Annotated in this window: 9 protein-coding genes, 9 tRNA genes and 6 rRNA genes; all 24 read left to right on the top strand. The window is 42.6% G+C overall.

Annotated elements, in window-relative coordinates; genetic code table 11:
* Positions 1 to 81: 81 nt before the first annotated feature.
* The 24 genes from dusB to CEF14_RS13585 all read left to right on the top strand — a co-directional run bounded on the left by dusB (position 82) and on the right by CEF14_RS13585 (position 21,141).
* A complete protein-coding gene (gene dusB, locus CEF14_RS13700; RefSeq protein WP_102693353.1) occupies positions 82 to 1,110 on the top strand; it encodes a tRNA dihydrouridine synthase DusB in 1,029 nt (342 codons plus the stop codon).
* Positions 1,111 to 1,288: 178 nt separating this feature from the next.
* Entirely contained in the window at positions 1,289 to 2,779 is a 1,491-nt protein-coding gene (gene lysS, locus CEF14_RS13695) for a lysine--tRNA ligase (RefSeq protein WP_102693352.1), read from the top strand.
* Positions 2,780 to 3,305: 526 nt separating this feature from the next.
* Positions 3,306 to 4,855, top strand: a 16S ribosomal RNA gene (locus CEF14_RS13690).
* Between the two features lie 311 nt (positions 4,856 to 5,166).
* Positions 5,167 to 8,095, top strand: a 23S ribosomal RNA gene (locus tag CEF14_RS13685).
* Between the two features lie 123 nt (positions 8,096 to 8,218).
* Positions 8,219 to 8,335, top strand: a 5S ribosomal RNA gene (gene rrf, locus CEF14_RS13680).
* Between the two features lie 8 nt (positions 8,336 to 8,343).
* Positions 8,344 to 8,419: transfer RNA gene (locus CEF14_RS13675), tRNA-Val, on the top strand.
* Between the two features lie 13 nt (positions 8,420 to 8,432).
* Positions 8,433 to 8,508, top strand: a tRNA-Thr gene (locus CEF14_RS13670).
* Positions 8,509 to 8,523: 15 nt separating this feature from the next.
* Positions 8,524 to 8,599 (top strand) — tRNA-Lys (locus tag CEF14_RS13665).
* Between the two features lie 15 nt (positions 8,600 to 8,614).
* A tRNA-Leu gene (locus CEF14_RS13660) sits at positions 8,615 to 8,699 on the top strand.
* A gap of 47 nt (positions 8,700 to 8,746) precedes the next feature.
* A tRNA-Gly gene (locus CEF14_RS13655) sits at positions 8,747 to 8,821 on the top strand.
* A 5-nt stretch (positions 8,822 to 8,826) separates the two neighbouring features.
* Positions 8,827 to 8,915, top strand: a tRNA-Leu gene (locus CEF14_RS13650).
* Positions 8,916 to 8,948: 33 nt separating this feature from the next.
* Positions 8,949 to 9,025 (top strand) — tRNA-Arg (locus CEF14_RS13645).
* 3 nt (positions 9,026 to 9,028) lie between these two features.
* Positions 9,029 to 9,105 (top strand) — tRNA-Pro (locus CEF14_RS13640).
* A 16-nt stretch (positions 9,106 to 9,121) separates the two neighbouring features.
* Positions 9,122 to 9,197 (top strand) — tRNA-Ala (locus tag CEF14_RS13635).
* Positions 9,198 to 9,335: 138 nt separating this feature from the next.
* Positions 9,336 to 10,885 (top strand): 16S ribosomal RNA (locus CEF14_RS13630).
* Positions 10,886 to 11,196: 311 nt separating this feature from the next.
* Positions 11,197 to 14,125 (top strand): 23S ribosomal RNA (locus CEF14_RS13625).
* A gap of 57 nt (positions 14,126 to 14,182) precedes the next feature.
* Positions 14,183 to 14,299: ribosomal RNA gene (gene rrf / locus CEF14_RS13620) — 5S ribosomal RNA — on the top strand.
* The 16S, 23S and 5S rRNA genes sit together here with 9 tRNA genes alongside, the layout of an rRNA operon.
* Before the next feature lie 170 nt (positions 14,300 to 14,469).
* Positions 14,470 to 14,823, top strand: a complete 354-nt coding sequence (locus CEF14_RS13615) for a nuclear transport factor 2 family protein (RefSeq protein WP_102693351.1) — start codon at positions 14,470 to 14,472, stop codon at positions 14,821 to 14,823.
* A gap of 148 nt (positions 14,824 to 14,971) precedes the next feature.
* Positions 14,972 to 15,292, top strand: a complete 321-nt coding sequence (locus CEF14_RS13610) for a GntR family transcriptional regulator (RefSeq protein ID WP_245890270.1) — start codon at positions 14,972 to 14,974, stop codon at positions 15,290 to 15,292.
* Positions 15,293 to 15,302: 10 nt separating this feature from the next.
* Positions 15,303 to 16,403 carry a DUF1648 domain-containing protein gene (locus CEF14_RS13605; protein WP_102693350.1) on the top strand — a complete coding sequence of 367 codons (1,101 nt, stop codon included), beginning with the start codon at positions 15,303 to 15,305 and terminating at the stop codon, positions 16,401 to 16,403.
* A 77-nt stretch (positions 16,404 to 16,480) separates the two neighbouring features.
* The gene (locus CEF14_RS13600) at positions 16,481 to 17,170 is read left to right on the top strand and encodes a response regulator transcription factor (RefSeq protein ID WP_245890170.1); all 690 of its coding nucleotides are present in this window, start codon (positions 16,481 to 16,483) and stop codon (positions 17,168 to 17,170) included.
* A gap of 61 nt (positions 17,171 to 17,231) precedes the next feature.
* Complete coding sequence (locus CEF14_RS13595; RefSeq protein ID WP_322788392.1) at positions 17,232 to 18,524, top strand: HAMP domain-containing sensor histidine kinase; 1,293 nt, start codon at positions 17,232 to 17,234, stop codon at positions 18,522 to 18,524.
* An 82-nt stretch (positions 18,525 to 18,606) separates the two neighbouring features.
* On the top strand, positions 18,607 to 19,008 hold the full coding sequence (locus CEF14_RS13590) for a hypothetical protein (RefSeq protein ID WP_102693347.1): 402 nt from the start codon (positions 18,607 to 18,609) through the stop codon (positions 19,006 to 19,008).
* Between the two features lie 9 nt (positions 19,009 to 19,017).
* A complete protein-coding gene (locus tag CEF14_RS13585) occupies positions 19,018 to 21,141 on the top strand; it encodes an MMPL family transporter (protein WP_102693346.1) in 2,124 nt (707 codons plus the stop codon).
* Positions 21,142 to 21,178 lie beyond the last annotated feature (37 nt).

Raw genomic sequence — 21,178 nt, 5'->3', positions numbered from 1 at the left:
AATTACCGTAAATAATTTTGAAATAGATCTAAACGAATTAAAGGTGAAGCATGAACTTCACGCATTAAAGGAGGAAAAACGGTGACTGAAATACAAGAGAAACCGTTTAAAATTGGCGATATTGTCATGGATAACCGGGTTGTACTTGCACCTATGGCTGGAGTTTGTAACTCTGCATTCCGTCTAACTGTTAAAGAATTTGGAGCGGGTCTAGTATATGCAGAAATGATTTCTGATAAAGGAATTGTTCAACGTAATAGTAAAACCATGAATATGCTTTATATTGATGAACGTGAAAATCCACTTTCACTTCAAATTTTTGGAGGAGACAAAGAAACCCTTGTTGAAGCAGCTCAATATGTAGATAAATACACTACAGCAGATATTATCGATATCAATATGGGTTGCCCAGTCAATAAAATTATTAAATGTGAAGCAGGGGCTAAATGGCTTTTAGATCCTAATAAAATTTATGAAATGGTTTCTGCAGTAGTAGATGCTGTAGATAAGCCAGTGAGCTGTAAAATGCGTATTGGTTGGGACGAAGACCATATCTATGCAGTAAAAAATGCACAAGCTGCAGAACGTGCAGGAGCATCTGCTATTGCAATGCATGGCCGTACTCGACTTCAAATGTATGAAGGAAAGGCAAACTGGGATATTCTAAAAGAAGTAAAAGAGAATATTAATATTCCATTCATCGGTAATGGTGACGTTGAAACACCAGAAGACGCCAAACGTTTGCTTGAATACACTGGAGCGGATGGTGTCATGATTGGACGTGCAGCACTAGGGAATCCTTGGATGATTTATCGTACTGTAGAATACTTACAATCAGGTAGATTAATGCCAGAGCCGCCGATTCGTGAAAAAATCGATGTTTGCTTACTGCATTTTGAACGATTAATGTCTTTAAAAGGAGAAAAAATTGCAGTACGTGAAATGCGAAAACATGCTTCGTGGTACTTAAAAGGTGTTCGTGGTAATGGTAAGGCTCGTAACCTTATCAACCAAGCTGAAACTGCTTTAGAGTTACGTACAATTCTAAATGAGCTAGTTAATGAAATTGAAGAAGCTGAAGCAACTCATCAATCTATTCAAATTGGCTAAAAAACTTTCTCGTCATCAAAAGTCGCCCTAAAATAGTGGCGACTTTTTCCCTCTTTGTCACATGTTGTGTTAGTTTTAAAGGGGAAAATGAGTAGAAAGACGTGAATCGTTAGTGAAAATTGTGTACAATAAATACATTATGGACTGCTTAGCGGAACAAATATAAGGAGTGAAAATCGTGGCAGAAGAATTAAATGACCAACTTTTGGTGAGACGCCAAAAAATGGATTCTATAAAAGAAAAAGGCTTAGACCCATTCGGTCAACGCTTTGAACGCACACATTTATCAAACGAATTAAAAGAACAATATGCTAATTTTTCAAAAGAAGAACTAGAAGAAAATGAAAATGCTGAACAAGTCGTAATTGCTGGTCGTATTATGACTAAACGTAGTAAGGGTAAAGTTGGTTTTGCGAACATTCAAGACTTAGGTGGTCAAATTCAAATTTATGTACGAAAAGATGCTATTGGTGAAGAGGCCTATGATATTTTCAAACATGCAGATCTTGGTGATATCGTAGGTATTAAAGGCACAGTTTTCAAAACACATGTGGGCGAATTAACTGTAAAAGCACTTGAGTTCACTTTCTTATCAAAATCTTTACGTCCACTACCAGAGAAATTCCATGGTTTACAAGATGTAGAGCAACGTTACCGTCAACGCTACCTTGATTTGATTACAAATGATGATAGCAAAAAAACTTTCATTACTCGTAGTCAAATCATCCGTTCTATCCGTAACTTCTTAGATAACAAAGGTTACTTAGAAGTAGAAACACCAATGCTAAACTCTGTAGCTGGTGGTGCAGCAGCCCGTCCATTTGTTACACACCATAATGCTTTGGATGCAACCATGTTTATGCGTATTGCCATTGAACTATACTTAAAACGCTTAATCGTAGGTGGACTTGAAAAAGTATATGAAATCGGCCGTGTATTCCGTAACGAAGGTGTGTCTACTCGTCACAACCCAGAGTTCACATTGCTTGAATTATATGAAGCATATGCAGACTTCCATGACATCATGGACCTTACTGAAGATTTATTTGGACATGTCGCTCAAGAAGTACTTGGAACAACTCAAATTCAATATGGTGAAGATACAATTGATCTTTCTAAAGGTTGGAAACGTCTACACATGGTAGATGCAGTAAAAGAGGCTACAGGAGTAGACTTCTGGAAAGAAATGACGAAAGAAGAAGCACAAACTTTAGCTCGTGAACACCATATCGATATCAAAGATACGATGGAAGTTGGTCATATTATTAATGAATTCTTCGAACAGAAAGTAGAAGAAACATTAGTTCAACCTACGTTTGTTTATGGTCATCCAGTTGAAATTTCTCCGCTTGCTAAGAAAAACGCTGAAGACCCACGATTCACAGACCGATTCGAATTGTTTATCGTTCGTCGTGAACATGCAAATGCATTTACAGAATTAAATGATCCAATTGATCAACGTGAACGCTTCGAAGCACAAATGCGTGAAAAAGAACAAGGTAATGATGAAGCACATGAAATGGATGAAGATTTCTTAGAAGCATTAGAATATGGGATGGCTCCTACTGGTGGTTTAGGCATCGGTATCGACCGCTTAATCATGCTTTTAACAAACTCTCAATCTATTCGTGATGTATTATTATTCCCATTAATGCGTTCACGTGACTAATATACAGGTTGCTTTACTCTGGTGTTCTCAGACGCTGAGAACACCATTTTTTGTCGATAAAATATTTTGTTTGTAAAATAATGAGGGATTATATAAAATTGAAGACAAGCCATAAGAAATGAATTACAAGTGATTTAATATTTATTTAATTTTTTAGTGAAAAGGCTTGTAAATACAATGATATGGTGATATAGTAATTAAGTTGTTAATTTCTTTAAAAGTTAACTACTAAACAAATAAAAAAGTAGTTGACATTTTAAATTGAAGTTGATATAATATTTAAGTCGCTAACAAGTGAAATTAATTTATTTACAAGAACTTAAAAGTTTTTTAAAAAAGTTCTTGACAACGAAAAGTTGTTGTGATATAATAAATGAGTCGCTGAAAAGCGATGAAACATGAACCTTGAAAACTGAACAAGCAAACGTTAATCAATAAACTTTGATCACTAACTTCTGTTAGTGACAAGGACAAAATGTTATCAATAGATAACGCTAGCAAAGCAAATGAGCTTTCAAACTTTATTTTTATGGAGAGTTTGATCCTGGCTCAGGACGAACGCTGGCGGCGTGCCTAATACATGCAAGTCGAGCGAATGACGAGGAGCTTGCTCCTCTGATTTAGCGGCGGACGGGTGAGTAACACGTGGGCAACCTGCCCTGTAGACTGGGATAACTTCGGGAAACCGGAGCTAATACCGGATAATCCATTTCACCTCATGGTGAAATGTTGAAAGGCGCTTTCGGGCGTCACTACAGGATGGGCCCGCGGTGCATTAGCTAGTTGGTGGGGTAACGGCCTACCAAGGCGACGATGCATAGCCGACCTGAGAGGGTGATCGGCCACATTGGGACTGAGACACGGCCCAAACTCCTACGGGAGGCAGCAGTAGGGAATCTTCCACAATGGACGAAAGTCTGATGGAGCAACGCCGCGTGAGTGATGAAGGTTTTCGGATCGTAAAACTCTGTTGTAAGGGAAGAACAAGTACGTTAGGAAATGAACGTACCTTGACGGTACCTTATTAGAAAGCCACGGCTAACTACGTGCCAGCAGCCGCGGTAATACGTAGGTGGCAAGCGTTGTCCGGATTTATTGGGCGTAAAGCGCGCGCAGGCGGTTTCTTAAGTCTGATGTGAAAGCCCACGGCTTAACCGTGGAGGGTCATTGGAAACTGGGAGACTTGAGTGCAGAAGAGGAAAGTGGAATTCCAAGTGTAGCGGTGAAATGCGTAGAGATTTGGAGGAACACCAGTGGCGAAGGCGACTTTCTGGTCTGCAACTGACGCTGAGGCGCGAAAGCATGGGGAGCAAACAGGATTAGATACCCTGGTAGTCCATGCCGTAAACGATGAGTGCTAAGTGTTAGGGGGTTTCCGCCCCTTAGTGCTGCAGCTAACGCATTAAGCACTCCGCCTGGGGAGTACGACCGCAAGGTTGAAACTCAAAGGAATTGACGGGGGCCCGCACAAGCGGTGGAGCATGTGGTTTAATTCGAAGCAACGCGAAGAACCTTACCAGGTCTTGACATCCCAGTGACCACTCTAGAGATAGAGTTTTCCCTTCGGGGACATTGGTGACAGGTGGTGCATGGTTGTCGTCAGCTCGTGTCGTGAGATGTTGGGTTAAGTCCCGCAACGAGCGCAACCCTTAATCTTAGTTGCCATCATTTAGTTGGGCACTCTAAGGTGACTGCCGGTGACAAACCGGAGGAAGGTGGGGATGACGTCAAATCATCATGCCCCTTATGACCTGGGCTACACACGTGCTACAATGGACGGTACAAAGAGTCGCTAACTCGCGAGAGCACGCTAATCTCATAAAACCGTTCTCAGTTCGGATTGTAGGCTGCAACTCGCCTACATGAAGCCGGAATCGCTAGTAATCGCGGATCAGCATGCCGCGGTGAATACGTTCCCGGGCCTTGTACACACCGCCCGTCACACCACGAGAGTTTGTAACACCCGAAGTCGGTGAGGTAACCTTTTGGAGCCAGCCGCCGAAGGTGGGATAGATGATTGGGGTGAAGTCGTAACAAGGTAGCCGTATCGGAAGGTGCGGCTGGATCACCTCCTTTCTAAGGAATATTTCGGAATACAGACCTTGGGTCTGTAAGATTAACGGTTGCTGTTCAGTTTTGAAGGCTCATCGCTTTCAAAACTTGTTCTTTGAAAACTGGATAAAACGACATTGAAGAAATTCTTAAGTAACACATTTTTTTATATTAAGTTTTAAATTTTTTAGGCTTAATAACTTGAAAGTTGTAAAAGGTTTCAAGACACGAGTAGTACTAGGAAATGAGTGAGTGAAAACCGGAGTGCACTTTGGTGCATGAGGATTTGAACGAGTGAAATTGACGACGTAATGCGATGTGTATTGAAAACTGAAGGTTAAGTTATTAAGGGCGCATGGCGGATGCCTTGGCACTAGAAGCCGATGAAGGACGGCACTAACACCGATATGCTTCGGGGAGCTGTAAGTAAGCTATGATCCGGAGATTTCCGAATGGGGGAACCCACTGTTCGTAATGGGACAGTATCTTGACGTGAATACATAGCGTCATGATGGCAGACTCAGGGAACTGAAACATCTAAGTACCTGAAGGAAGAGAAAGAAAATTCGATTCCCTTAGTAGCGGCGAGCGAAATGGGAAGAGCCCAAACCAAGAGGCTTGCCTCTTGGGGTTGTAGGACACTCTATACGGAGTTACAAAGGAATGAATTAGACGAAGCGGTTTGGAAAGACCTACCGAAGAAGGTAACAGTCCTGTAGTCAAAAGTTCATTCCCTCCAGAGTGGATCCTGAGTACGGCGGAACACGTGAAATTCCGTCGGAATCTGGGAGGACCATCTCCTAAGGCTAAATACTCTCTAGTGACCGATAGTGAACCAGTACCGTGAGGGAAAGGTGAAAAGCACCCCGGGAGGGGAGTGAAAGAGATCCTGAAACCATGTGCCTACAAGTAGTTAGAGCCCGTTAATGGGTGATAGCGTGCCTTTTGTAGAATGAACCGGCGAGTTACGATTACATGCAAGGTTAAGTTGAAAAGACGGAGCCGTAGCGAAAGCGAGTCTGAATAGGGCGAATGAGTATGTGGTCGTAGACCCGAAACCAGGTGATCTACCCATGTCCAGGGTGAAGGTAAGGTAACACTTACTGGAGGCCCGAACCCACGCACGTTGAAAAGTGCGGGGATGAGGTGTGGGTAGCGGAGAAATTCCAATCGAACTTGGAGATAGCTGGTTCTCTCCGAAATAGCTTTAGGGCTAGCCTCGTGATAGAGAATCCTGGAGGTAGAGCACTGTTTGGACTAGGGGTCCATCCCGGATTACCGAATTCAGACAAACTCCGAATGCCAGTGATTTATGCACGGGAGTCAGACTGCGAGTGATAAGATCCGTAGTCAAAAGGGAAACAGCCCAGACCACCAGCTAAGGTCCCAAAGTAATTGTTAAGTGGAAAAGGATGTGACGTTGCTTAGACAACCAGGATGTTGGCTCAGAAGCAGCCACCATTTAAAGAGTGCGTAATAGCTCACTGGTCGAGTGACGCTGCGCCGAAAATGTATCGGGGCTAAACAATTCACCGAAGCTGTGGATAGACATCTACGATGTCTGTGGTAGGAGAGCGTTCTAAGTGCTGTGAAGTCAGACCGGAAGGACTGGTGGAGCGCTTAGAAGTGAGAATGCCGGTATGAGTAGCGAAAGATGGGTGAGAATCCCATCCACCGAATGACTAAGGTTTCCTGAGGAAGGCTCGTCCTCTCAGGGTTAGTCGGGACCTAAGCCGAGGCCGACAGGCGTAGGCGATGGATAACAGGTTGATATTCCTGTACCACCTCCCTACCATTTGAGTAATGGGGGGACACAGTAGGATAGGGTAAGCGCACTGTTGGTTATGTGCGTCTAAATAGTAAGACGTGAGAGTAGGCAAATCCGCTCTCTATAACGTTGAGCTATGATGGCGAGCTCGTATGAGCGAAGTTCCTGATTTCACACTGTCAAGAAAAGCCTCTAGCGAGGTAGGAGGTGCCCGTACCGCAAACCGACACAGGTAGTCGAGGAGAGAATCCTAAGGTGAGCGAGAGAACTCTCGTTAAGGAACTCGGCAAAATGACCCCGTAACTTCGGGAGAAGGGGTGCTCTAGTAGGGTGCAAGCCCGAGAGAGCCGCAGTGAATAGGCCCAGGCGACTGTTTAGCAAAAACACAGGTCTCTGCAAAACCGTAAGGTGACGTATAGGGGCTGACGCCTGCCCGGTGCTGGAAGGTTAAGGGGATTGCTTAGCGCAAGCGAAGGTGAGAACCGAAGCCCCAGTAAACGGCGGCCGTAACTATAACGGTCCTAAGGTAGCGAAATTCCTTGTCGGGTAAGTTCCGACCCGCACGAAAGGCGTAACGATCTGGGCACTGTCTCAACGAGAGACTCGGTGAAATTATAGTACCTGTGAAGATGCAGGTTACCCGCGACAGGACGGAAAGACCCCGTGGAGCTTTACTGTAGCCTGATATTGAATTTTGGTACAGCTTGTACAGGATAGGTAGGAGCCAGAGAGACCGGAGCGCCAGCTTCGGTGGAGGCGTCCTTGGGATACTACCCCAGCTGTATTGAAATTCTAACCCGTACCCCTAAGCGGGGTAGGAGACAGTGTCAGGCGGACAGTTTGACTGGGGCGGTCGCCTCCTAAAGAGTAACGGAGGCGCCCAAAGGTTCCCTCAGAATGGTTGGAAATCATTCGCAGAGTGTAAAGGCACAAGGGAGCTTGACTGCGAGACCTACAAGTCGAGCAGGGTCGAAAGACGGGCTTAGTGATCCGGTGGTTCCGCATGGAAGGGCCATCGCTCAACGGATAAAAGCTACCCCGGGGATAACAGGCTTATCTCCCCCAAGAGTCCACATCGACGGGGAGGTTTGGCACCTCGATGTCGGCTCATCGCATCCTGGGGCTGTAGTCGGTCCCAAGGGTTGGGCTGTTCGCCCATTAAAGCGGTACGCGAGCTGGGTTCAGAACGTCGTGAGACAGTTCGGTCCCTATCCGTCGTGGGCGTAGGAAATTTGAGAGGAGCTGTCCTTAGTACGAGAGGACCGGGATGGACACACCGCTGGTGTACCAGTTGTTCTGCCAAGAGCATCGCTGGGTAGCTATGTGTGGACGGGATAAGTGCTGAAAGCATCTAAGCATGAAGCCCCCCTCAAGATGAGATTTCCCATTACGCAAGTAAGTAAGATCCCTTGAAGACGACAAGGTAGATAGGTTCGAGGTGGAAGTGTGGTGACACATGGAGCTGACGAATACTAATCGATCGAGGACTTAACCAAAAGTTGATTTAAGAACTTCAATAACGTTTATCCAGTTTTGAGAGAATAAAAAACTTTTTTGAAAAAGTTCTTGACTTTCAACGAGAATATGATATAATAATTCTTGTCTTTAAAAAAACATAGTCTAGTAATGATGGCAAAGAGGTCACACCTGTTCCCATGCCGAACACAGAAGTTAAGCTCTTTAGCGCCGATGGTAGTTGGGGGCTGTCCCCCTGCGAGAGTAGGACGTTGCTAGGCTTGTATATGGAGGATTAGCTCAGCTGGGAGAGCACCTGCCTTACAAGCAGGGGGTCGGCGGTTCGATCCCGTCATCCTCCACCATATAATTTATCTTGCCGGTGTAGCTCAGTTGGTAGAGCAACTGACTTGTAATCAGTAGGTCGAGGGTTCGACTCCTTTCGCCGGCACCATATTTCTTTTAAAATGAGTCATTAGCTCAGTTGGTAGAGCATCTGACTTTTAATCAGAGGGTCGCTGGTTCGAATCCTGCATGACTCACCATTTTAATTTAATATTGCGGGTGTGGCGGAATTGGCAGACGCACTAGACTTAGGATCTAGCGCCGCAAGGCGTGGGGGTTCGACTCCCTTCACCCGCACCATTTATATAAAGTATAATAAATTGCCAGAATAAATAACACATGCATATGCGGAAGTAGTTCAGTGGTAGAACATCACCTTGCCAAGGTGGGGGTCGCGGGTTCGAACCCCGTCTTCCGCTCCAAATATGCCGGGGTGGCGGAACTGGCAGACGCACAGGACTTAAAATCCTGCGGTTGGTGACAACCGTACCGGTTCGATTCCGGTCCTCGGCACCATTTTAATTATTAAAATTATAAAAATTACGATATGCGCCCATAGCTCAACTGGATAGAGCGTCTGACTACGGATCAGAAGGTTGTGGATTCGACTTCTGCTGGGCGCACCATATCGGGAAGTAGCTCAGCTTGGTAGAGCACTTGGTTTGGGACCAAGGGGTCGCAGGTTCGAATCCTGTCTTCCCGACCATTTTGAATAAAAGATTGGGGCCTTAGCTCAGCTGGGAGAGCGCCTGCCTTGCACGCAGGAGGTCAGCGGTTCGATCCCGCTAGGCTCCACCAATAATTTTATGAACCTTGAAAACTGAACAAGCAAACGTTAATCAATAAACTTTGATCACTAACTTCTGTTAGTGACAAGGACAAAATGTTATCAATAGATAACGCTAGCAAAGCAAATGAGCTTTCAAACTTTACTTTTTTATGGAGAGTTTGATCCTGGCTCAGGACGAACGCTGGCGGCGTGCCTAATACATGCAAGTCGAGCGAATGACGAGGAGCTTGCTCCTCTGATTTAGCGGCGGACGGGTGAGTAACACGTGGGCAACCTGCCCTGTAGACTGGGATAACTTCGGGAAACCGGAGCTAATACCGGATAATCCATTTCACCTCATGGTGAAATGTTGAAAGGCGCTTTCGGGCGTCACTACAGGATGGGCCCGCGGTGCATTAGCTAGTTGGTGGGGTAACGGCCTACCAAGGCGACGATGCATAGCCGACCTGAGAGGGTGATCGGCCACATTGGGACTGAGACACGGCCCAAACTCCTACGGGAGGCAGCAGTAGGGAATCTTCCACAATGGACGAAAGTCTGATGGAGCAACGCCGCGTGAGTGATGAAGGTTTTCGGATCGTAAAACTCTGTTGTAAGGGAAGAACAAGTACGTTAGGAAATGAACGTACCTTGACGGTACCTTATTAGAAAGCCACGGCTAACTACGTGCCAGCAGCCGCGGTAATACGTAGGTGGCAAGCGTTGTCCGGATTTATTGGGCGTAAAGCGCGCGCAGGCGGTTTCTTAAGTCTGATGTGAAAGCCCACGGCTTAACCGTGGAGGGTCATTGGAAACTGGGAGACTTGAGTGCAGAAGAGGAAAGTGGAATTCCAAGTGTAGCGGTGAAATGCGTAGAGATTTGGAGGAACACCAGTGGCGAAGGCGACTTTCTGGTCTGCAACTGACGCTGAGGCGCGAAAGCATGGGGAGCAAACAGGATTAGATACCCTGGTAGTCCATGCCGTAAACGATGAGTGCTAAGTGTTAGGGGGTTTCCGCCCCTTAGTGCTGCAGCTAACGCATTAAGCACTCCGCCTGGGGAGTACGACCGCAAGGTTGAAACTCAAAGGAATTGACGGGGGCCCGCACAAGCGGTGGAGCATGTGGTTTAATTCGAAGCAACGCGAAGAACCTTACCAGGTCTTGACATCCCAGTGACCACTCTAGAGATAGAGTTTTCCCTTCGGGGACATTGGTGACAGGTGGTGCATGGTTGTCGTCAGCTCGTGTCGTGAGATGTTGGGTTAAGTCCCGCAACGAGCGCAACCCTTAATCTTAGTTGCCATCATTTAGTTGGGCACTCTAAGGTGACTGCCGGTGACAAACCGGAGGAAGGTGGGGATGACGTCAAATCATCATGCCCCTTATGACCTGGGCTACACACGTGCTACAATGGACGGTACAAAGAGTCGCTAACTCGCGAGAGCACGCTAATCTCATAAAACCGTTCTCAGTTCGGATTGTAGGCTGCAACTCGCCTACATGAAGCCGGAATCGCTAGTAATCGCGGATCAGCATGCCGCGGTGAATACGTTCCCGGGCCTTGTACACACCGCCCGTCACACCACGAGAGTTTGTAACACCCGAAGTCGGTGAGGTAACCTTTTGGAGCCAGCCGCCGAAGGTGGGATAGATGATTGGGGTGAAGTCGTAACAAGGTAGCCGTATCGGAAGGTGCGGCTGGATCACCTCCTTTCTAAGGAATATTTCGGAATACAGACCTTGGGTCTGTAAGATTAACGGTTGCTGTTCAGTTTTGAAGGCTCATCGCTTTCAAAACTTGTTCTTTGAAAACTGGATAAAACGACATTGAAGAAATTCTTAAGTAACACATTTTTTTATATTAAGTTTTAAATTTTTTAGGCTTAATAACTTGAAAGTTGTAAAAGGTTTCAAGACACGAGTAGTACTAGGAAATGAGTGAGTGAAAACCGGAGTGCACTTTGGTGCATGAGGATTTGAACGAGTGAAATTGACGACGTAATGCGATGTGTATTGAAAACTGAAGGTTAAGTTATTAAGGGCGCATGGCGGATGCCTTGGCACTAGAAGCCGATGAAGGACGGCACTAACACCGATATGCTTCGGGGAGCTGTAAGTAAGCTATGATCCGGAGATTTCCGAATGGGGGAACCCACTGTTCGTAATGGGACAGTATCTTGACGTGAATACATAGCGTCATGATGGCAGACTCAGGGAACTGAAACATCTAAGTACCTGAAGGAAGAGAAAGAAAATTCGATTCCCTTAGTAGCGGCGAGCGAAATGGGAAGAGCCCAAACCAAGAGGCTTGCCTCTTGGGGTTGTAGGACACTCTATACGGAGTTACAAAGGAATGAATTAGACGAAGCGGTTTGGAAAGACCTACCGAAGAAGGTAACAGTCCTGTAGTCAAAAGTTCATTCCCTCCAGAGTGGATCCTGAGTACGGCGGAACACGTGAAATTCCGTCGGAATCTGGGAGGACCATCTCCTAAGGCTAAATACTCTCTAGTGACCGATAGTGAACCAGTACCGTGAGGGAAAGGTGAAAAGCACCCCGGGAGGGGAGTGAAAGAGATCCTGAAACCATGTGCCTACAAGTAGTTAGAGCCCGTTAATGGGTGATAGCGTGCCTTTTGTAGAATGAACCGGCGAGTTACGATTACATGCAAGGTTAAGTTGAAAAGACGGAGCCGTAGCGAAAGCGAGTCTGAATAGGGCGAATGAGTATGTGGTCGTAGACCCGAAACCAGGTGATCTACCCATGTCCAGGGTGAAGGTAAGGTAACACTTACTGGAGGCCCGAACCCACGCACGTTGAAAAGTGCGGGGATGAGGTGTGGGTAGCGGAGAAATTCCAATCGAACTTGGAGATAGCTGGTTCTCTCCGAAATAGCTTTAGGGCTAGCCTCGTGATAGAGAATCCTGGAGGTAGAGCACTGTTTGGACTAGGGGTCCATCCCGGATTACCGAATTCAGACAAACTCCGAATGCCAGTGATTTATGCACGGGAGTCAGACTGCGAGTGATAAGATCCGTAGTCAAAAGGGAAACAGCCCAGACCACCAGCTAAGGTCCCAAAGTAATTGTTAAGTGGAAAAGGATGTGACGTTGCTTAGACAACCAGGATGTTGGCTCAGAAGCAGCCACCATTTAAAGAGTGCGTAATAGCTCACTGGTCGAGTGACGCTGCGCCGAAAATGTATCGGGGCTAAACAATTCACCGAAGCTGTGGATAGACATCTACGATGTCTGTGGTAGGAGAGCGTTCTAAGTGCTGTGAAGTCAGACCGGAAGGACTGGTGGAGCGCTTAGAAGTGAGAATGCCGGTATGAGTAGCGAAAGATGGGTGAGAATCCCATCCACCGAATGACTAAGGTTTCCTGAGGAAGGCTCGTCCTCTCAGGGTTAGTCGGGACCTAAGCCGAGGCCGACAGGCGTAGGCGATGGATAACAGGTTGATATTCCTGTACCACCTCCCTACCATTTGAGTAATGGGGGGACACAGTAGGATAGGGTAAGCGCACTGTTGGTTATGTGCGTCTAAATAGTAAGACGTGAGAGTAGGCAAATCCGCTCTCTATAACGTTGAGCTATGATGGCGAGCTCGTATGAGCGAAGTTCCTGATTTCACACTGTCAAGAAAAGCCTCTAGCGAGGTAGGAGGTGCCCGTACCGCAAACCGACACAGGTAGTCGAGGAGAGAATCCTAAGGTGAGCGAGAGAACTCTCGTTAAGGAACTCGGCAAAATGACCCCGTAACTTCGGGAGAAGGGGTGCTCTAGTAGGGTGCAAGCCCGAGAGAGCCGCAGTGAATAGGCCCAGGCGACTGTTTAGCAAAAACACAGGTCTCTGCAAAACCGTAAGGTGACGTATAGGGGCTGACGCCTGCCCGGTGCTGGAAGGTTAAGGGGATTGCTTAGCGCAAGCGAAGGTGAGAACCGAAGCCCCAGTAAACGGCGGCCGTAACTATAACGGTCCTAAGGTAGCGAAATTCCTTGTCGGGTAAGTTCCGACCCGCACGAAAGGCGTAACGATCTGGGCACTGTCTCAACGAGAGACTCGGTGAAATTATAGTACCTGTGAAGATGCAGGTTACCCGCGACAGGACGGAAAGACCCCGTGGAGCTTTACTGTAGCCTGATATTGAATTTTGGTACAGCTTGTACAGGATAGGTAGGAGCCAGAGAGACCGGAGCGCCAGCTTCGGTGGAGGCGTCCTTGGGATACTACCCCAGCTGTATTGAAATTCTAACCCGTACCCCTAAGCGGGGTAGGAGACAGTGTCAGGCGGACAGTTTGACTGGGGCGGTCGCCTCCTAAAGAGTAACGGAGGCGCCCAAAGGTTCCCTCAGAATGGTTGGAAATCATTCGCAGAGTGTAAAGGCACAAGGGAGCTTGACTGCGAGACCTACAAGTCGAGCAGGGTCGAAAGACGGGCTTAGTGATCCGGTGGTTCCGCATGGAAGGGCCATCGCTCAACGGATAAAAGCTACCCCGGGGATAACAGGCTTATCTCCCCCAAGAGTCCACATCGACGGGGAGGTTTGGCACCTCGATGTCGGCTCATCGCATCCTGGGGCTGTAGTCGGTCCCAAGGGTTGGGCTGTTCGCCCATTAAAGCGGTACGCGAGCTGGGTTCAGAACGTCGTGAGACAGTTCGGTCCCTATCCGTCGTGGGCGTAGGAAATTTGAGAGGAGCTGTCCTTAGTACGAGAGGACCGGGATGGACACACCGCTGGTGTACCAGTTGTTCTGCCAAGAGCATCGCTGGGTAGCTATGTGTGGACGGGATAAGTGCTGAAAGCATCTAAGCATGAAGCCCCCCTCAAGATGAGATTTCCCATTACGCAAGTAAGTAAGATCCCTTGAAGACGACAAGGTAGATAGGTTCGAGGTGGAAGTGTGGTGACACATGGAGCTGACGAATACTAATCGATCGAGGACTTAACCAAAAGTTCTTAAGAACTTCAATGAGTGTTTATCCAGTTTTGAGAGAACAATCTCAATAGTCTAGTAATGATGGCAAAGAGGTCACACCTGTTCCCATGCCGAACACAGAAGTTAAGCTCTTTAGCGCCGATGGTAGTTGGGGGCTGTCCCCCTGCGAGAGTAGGACGTTGCTAGGCATACATAAAGCACAACTGATGATTCAGTTGTGCTTTTTTCGTATTTTCTTAATAGTACTATAATCTACTTAGTAGTAATGTGAATTTGTGATTAATTTATAGTCTGAATTTTTAGCTTATTATATAATGTTTCTAAACTGATAGTTAAGAAAAAAGCTAGGAGATAAGAAATGGATCATACATATTTAAAAGAGCATTTACAACAACTCGAACAAGATCTCTTAAAAACTGAAATACGTCAATCTAAGGAAAGGTTGAGTGAATATTTATCACCTAGTTTTTTTGAAATTGGTAGTTCAGGGAAAACTTTATACAAAGAGCAAGGAATTGCTACTGAAGGACTTAGGGTAGTAAAAATGAGTTTAAGTAATTTTGAGATATATCCTTTATCTGAAAATATTGTTTTAGCAACATATAAAATCTTTGATGAAATAAGTAAGCAAACTTCATTGAGAAGTTCTATTTGGAAGAGAGAAAACGGGAAATGGAAAATGCAATTTCATCAAGGGACAAAGGTTCTATAGGTGTTATTAAACTTAATTAGATTCTTAAATCCATAAGGAAAGAAGGTATAATATAATAATATTACGTTCTTTTGTTTTACTTGAAATGTTCAAATTGGTTATCCCATACTTATAATACGTTCCTATATATACTTAATTAACACAGCAAATCATCGAAGGTATTGCTATTGGAGCTATAAAACCAGGTGAATCACTACCTTCTGTACGTTTACTTGCTGCCGATTTAGGTGTCAATATGCACACAGTTAATAAGAGTTATCATGAATTAGAGAAAAAGGGACTGATTACAATTCAGCCAAAATCAGGTGCTATTGTAAATCCATCTGATGAGATGGAGAAGGCAAAAGCAAAGCAATTAGATTACATGGAAAAAATGCTAAGACCTGTAATAGCTGAAGGAATCGTTTATGGTTTAGAGATGGGGGATTTTGAACAGTTGGTTGACAAGATAATAAAAAAATTACAATAGGGGGCTAGATATGATTGGATTCTGGATTTCATTTGTTATGTTATGTTTTACAGGAATTATTCAAATATTTTTACCGTATCTTTTAAAAAGGACCGTTGTATTTGGTGTTACGATACCTGCGACACATATTGAAGACAAATTAGTTATTCAAGCTAAAAAAATCTATAGTATCATTTTAGCCAGTATTTGGTTACTTTTGCTATTTGGTTATAGCATTTGTTCAATTGTTGTAATTCATAATGAAGATTTTCAAATCATAATTGGTATAACACTAATGTTTCTAATAATGATAATAAGTATGGTACTCTATGCATATTTTCATTGGAAATTGAAAATAAAGAAGCAACAACAAAAATGGGGAAAACATTTAACTGAAATAAGGGTAGTCGATGTGTCCTTACGTGCGAAAGATGAGATGCTACCTCTTTCTTATTTTATAAGTTTAGCTTTTGTCCCGTTATTATTAATGATTTACACGTACTATCAATACGCTCTATTACCTGAGCAGATTCCTACACATTGGGGGCCAAGCGGAGAGGCTGATGCTTTTACAGAAAAGAATCGTTTTTCAGTAATTTTGTTACCTCTTATGATGTTAGTTATGCAAGGGTTATTTGCTGCTTTAACAGAAGGAACTAAGCGTTCTGGTATAAAGATAAGTGCTATTAATCCCCCAAAATCAGCTCATAAACAACTAAATAAACGAAAATATACTAGTTGGTTTATGTTTTTAACTGCTTTCCTTATCACCATCTTATTTAGTTTTTTACAGTTAACAACTATTCATCATGGTATTGTTGGGAAAGGTATTATGCTCACTATATTTATAACGTTTATATTGGTTATCTTAATAGGAAGTATTATTTTCTCTGTTAAAGTCAGTAATTTAGAAGAAATGGGTGAACGCTCAGGTTTTTCAGATGGAATTACCGATATAGATGATGATCGTTACTGGAAAGGCGGATTATTCTATTTTAATAAAGAAGATCCATCTCTTTTTGTTGAAAAACGATTTGGCATTGGTTGGACCATTAATTTTGCTAGGCCAATGGGGTATTTGATCGTGTTTATTCCATTAATTATCATATTATTCATAGCATTATTATCATAAAAAGAGTTGATGCGGGTGTGGCCCCATCAGCTCTTTCGTTATAATGGAGAAAAGTAATGGGAAATGGAGCGATTAAAGTGTCAAGAATTTTGATCGTAGATGATGATAAGAATATTTTAGATTTAGTACGTATTCATTTAACACAAGCTGGTTATCAAGTGCTAAAAGCTGAAAATGCAATTCAAGCGTTAGGTATTTTAGAAACTGAGGTACCCGATTTGGTAGTAGTAGATGTGATGATGCCGGGAATGAATGGCTATGATCTAACAAAACGTATACGTGAGGAATTTGATTTGCCTGTATTGCTATTAACTGCAAAAGGTGAATTAGATGATAAGGAAAAGGGGTTTATTGCTGGTTCAGATGATTATATGGTGAAGCCTTTTGAACCAAAAGAGTTATTATTCCGAATCGCGGCCATCTTACGTCGTTATGATAAACTGAGCAACTCGATTCTCCGAGTAGGATCTGTTACCATAAATCGAAAAAGTTATGAAGTATCAGCTGGGCAGAGCACCCTACTTATGCCGTTAAAAGAATTTGAAGTGTTTGCTTTACTTGCTTCACACAAAAATCAAGTCTTTGAAAGAGCAGATATAATGGGAAAAGTCTGGGGATATGATTATGAAGGAGATGAGCAAACATTAAATACACATATAAAAAGAATTCGCCAACGATTAGCAAAAATTGCAACAGATGTAGAAATCGTAACAGTACGTGGAATCGGTTATAAGTTAGAGGTGCATAGCAATGAAATCTCTCTATAGTAAATTTTTATGGGTCACAATCATGATTATGCTTTTTAGCTCAATAGCAGGTTTTTTTATCATGAACACTTATTATCATCAGGTAACGAAGGCAAAAAATGATGCAAAAAACGTTGCAATTGCACAATCTATTATTAAACATATTAATGAAGTACAGGATCTCAATTTAGATCATTATTTAAAAACGATTGGCGATGTGGGTTATCAAATCTATCTTGTAGATGACGAGAAAATACATAAATTTTATGGTGGTAATTATCGTGTTAGAGATTTACCTGATTCAACTGTTCAAAAAGTATTAAACGGTAAGATTTATCATGGTATGCGAGATTTTCCTAGAGAAACCTTTGTAACAGGATTCTTTGCTAATTATTTATCCAATACTGTAGGGGTCCCATTCCAATATCATCAAAAACATTATGCGATGTTTTTAAGACCAGATATCAAGCTTTTGTTTAATGAAGTACATACGATTATGGGTGGATGGACACTCTTTATGGGGATTATCAGCCTAGCGGCGATGCTATTTTTTGCAAAGTTATTAATTAGACCGATTACAGAGCTGACTGCAGCAACAAAACGAATTGCACGTGAAAGATTTGATACACCACTTAAAATTGAGAGGAAAGATGAAATTGGACAATTGGCAACAAGTTTTAATACAATGATGGGTCAATTACAGGAAAATGATTTAATGCGGAAAGAATTTATTAGTAATGTTTCACACGATTTTCAGTCACCATTATTAAATATTCAAGGTTATGCTGGGTTGTTAAAATCAGAGTTAACAGAAGAGGAACGTCATAATTACGTAGCCATTATCCAAAATGAAACACACCGATTATCAACTTTAACCAAGCAGTTATTATTATTAACTTCACTTGACCAAGCAGCGCGTCGTATAGAGAGAAAAGAGTATTCTCTAGATCAGCAGTTGAAAATAACAATACAAAAATATCGTTGGTGGCTGGAGGAAGAAGGTATTAATCTTTCAATGACTTTAGAACCTACAATTTTCAATGGTGACGCTGGCCTATTAGAAAATGTCTGGGAAAATTTATTGACCAATGCGATTAAATATAATCGCTCTGATGGAGATATTTATGTAACACTTGCCTCGTCAATGAAAGAAGTCAATGTAATCATACAAGATACAGGAATCGGTATGAACGATGTGACGAAAAAACAGTTATTTGAACGCTTTTATCGTGCAGATGAATCGCGTTCAAAAGAAGGAACGGGACTTGGTTTATCTATTGTAGAAGAAATTATTCATCTTCATGAAGGGCATATTAAAGTAGAAAGTGAGCTTAATAAGGGGACAACTTTTATCATTTCACTTCCAAATTTGTAATATAGAGTTCATATGGAGTTCATGTTGACAGGCTATATTTACACCATAGTATTAAAAGTCTGAATCTATGGAGGTAAATGTTGTGGAAAGAAAATGGGGTTTGCGGTTAATTCGATTAGCAGCAATTTTTGGTTTAATCGGTGCATTTTTAGGCTCACAAATGGCTGGCTCAGGTAGTTATCAATTTCGGCCAATTCATGCACATATTCTAGTAGTTGGTTGGCTATCTGTATTTGCATGGGGAATTTTCTATAGCGTATTTAAAATAAAATCCTCTAAACTATTATCTTTTCATGGCTGGACAACAATAATTGGCTCAATCGGGTTGACAGTAGGTATGTGGCTATACACCTTAAAGCCATTTGGTATTAACAGTACTTTTGCGTTACTGTTTTATATTTTGGGTGGATCGATTCTGTTAATTAGTTTTGGGTTATTTATTATTTCAACATTTACGATAGATTCTAGCTCTAATAGAAAGTAGTGACAGTGTATGAAAATATTTAGAGAGAAAAAAAGATGGATTGCGATCCTACTAACTTGGCTCATTGTAGCTGGCCTATTATCGGGCATTGCACCACATGCAAAAGAAGTGACATCTCCAAATAAAAACGCAGGTCTTCCTGAAACGGATGCATCGATTCAAGCTGAAAAAGCACTAAAAGCGTATTTTCCTTCATCTGAAGGTGTTCCATTGTTTGTTGTCGTTCATGATAAGGAAGGATTAAAGGAACAAGTAATCGATCAAGCTATTACCAATATTGAGAAGGTTATGAAAGATGTAAATGATGATTTCACGATTGTGCCGCTTTCTAAAATGCCAAAGCAAGCACGTGCATCATTTTTCTCAAAGGATCAAACAACCTTCTTTTTACCAGTGTTATTCCCAAAAGGAATGGAAAATAAAGTTGTTAAAACAACAATGGATGATTTAAAAAAGCAAGTTGCGAAAGAACAACCTGCTAATTTAGAAACTTATTTTACAGGCCCTGCTGGGATCGTAGCAGATACATACGAAATGTTTTCTAAAGCAGATGTTGTCTTAATCTTAGGAACTGTTGGATTAATCTTCATACTATTAATTGCTATTTATCGTTCTCCATTGTTAGCGTTTATTCCGCTTATTGGTGCTGGTATTGCGTATTCTGTTGTTGATGGTTTACTCGGTTTGATGGGAAAAGCAGATTGGTTTGCAATTGATAGTCAATCATTATCCATTATGATGATTCTGTTATTTGCAGTTATCACGGATTACTCATTATTATTATTTTCGCGTTTCCGTGAAGAACTTGAAAAAGGCTTACATGTAAATGAAGCGATGAAAAATGCTCTAAACTTTGTTAAAGAACCAATTGTATTTAGTGGTGGTACTGTATTCTTAAGTATGCTAACGCTGTTCTTTGCAGTATATGAATCGTATCGAGGATTCGCACCAGTATTTGCAGTAGCGGTTGTTTTAATGATTGTGGCAGGATTAACTCTAATGCCAGCATTATTTGCTATTGCGGGTGAAAAATCATTCTGGCCATCTAATCCAAGAAAACGCGCTGAAAAGCGTGCTGGAAAAGAAAATTTCTGGCATAAGCTTGGTCGATTTGTTACTGAAAAGCCCTGGATTGCGATGGCTCCTATACTTATTATTTTAGTAATCTTTTCTTCAATGGTTAGGCATGTCAACTATTCATTTAATCTGTTGGATTCATTTCCAAAAGACATGTCTTCTATTCAAGGTTATAATGTATTAAATAAGGCATTTTCTGCAGGGGAAATAGCACCAAGTACAGTGATTATTAAGGCAAAAGATGAATTAACGACCGAACAATTATCTGCCTTAGTAAATGAGTTGAATGATCAAAAGAGTGTAAATAAAGCAGAAATTCAAGGAAATCCTTATGCCAAAGATCATCTAAATATCGCGAAAATCAATCTAGTATTAAATAATAATCCGTATACTGAAGAGGCATTTGATGATATCGAAATGCTTCGCGAAGATTCAAATCAACTTTTAAGTGCCAGTCATATTAATGATGCGAAAATGCTTATAGCTGGTGAAACTGCTCAAAATGCGGATATCCGGGCGGCAAGTCATGGGGATGAAATTCGTATTATTATTTTGATGACGGTATTAATTATGGTGATGCTTGGCATTCAAACCCGTTCATTAGTAGCACCGATTTATATGATGGCAACTATTTTACTTTCATACGGAGCAGCCCTAGGATTTAGTGTATTCTTCTTCCAAGATTTATTGGGTTATAAAGGTATTAGTTATCGAATTCCACTATATACTTTCGTATTCTTAGTCGCTTTAGGTGTCGATTATACAATTATGTTAATCTCACGTATTCGTGAAGAACAAAAGAATTTACCAATAAAAGAAGCAGTACGTGAAGGCGTAGGGAAAACAGGTGGAGTAATTTCATCAGCGGGTTTAATTTTAGCGGCAACATTCGCTGTATTAATTACACAACCAGTCATGGAACTTCGTGCATTTGGTTTTGCAGTAGCAGTAGGTGTACTTGTAGATACATTTCTTGTACGTCCAATTGCTATTCCAGCTCTTATTGTGATTCTTGGAAAGTTTAGCTTTTGGCCTAAAAAATTGAAACATAATTGATTTTAAGACATTGAAAAGCCTGATTGGAACCATAAAT

Origin of the sequence: Rummeliibacillus pycnus (assembly GCF_002884495.1) — a bacterium.
Lineage (GTDB): Bacteria > Bacillota > Bacilli > Bacillales_A > Planococcaceae > Rummeliibacillus > Rummeliibacillus pycnus.
Note: the sequence above shows the minus strand (reverse complement) of the source record. Positions and strands in the feature narration are given on the sequence as shown.

Excerpts from the sequence above, each read along its gene's own strand:
- CEF14_RS13605 (WP_102693350.1), top strand. The coding sequence starts at position 15,303 with ATGATTGGATTCTGGATTTCATTTGTTATGTTATGTTTTACAGGAATT.
- CEF14_RS13595 (WP_322788392.1), top strand. The coding sequence starts at position 17,232 with ATGAACACTTATTATCATCAGGTAACGAAGGCAAAAAATGATGCAAAA.
- CEF14_RS13585 (WP_102693346.1), top strand. The coding sequence starts at position 19,018 with ATGAAAATATTTAGAGAGAAAAAAAGATGGATTGCGATCCTACTAACT.
- CEF14_RS13615 (WP_102693351.1), top strand. The coding sequence starts at position 14,470 with ATGGATCATACATATTTAAAAGAGCATTTACAACAACTCGAACAAGAT.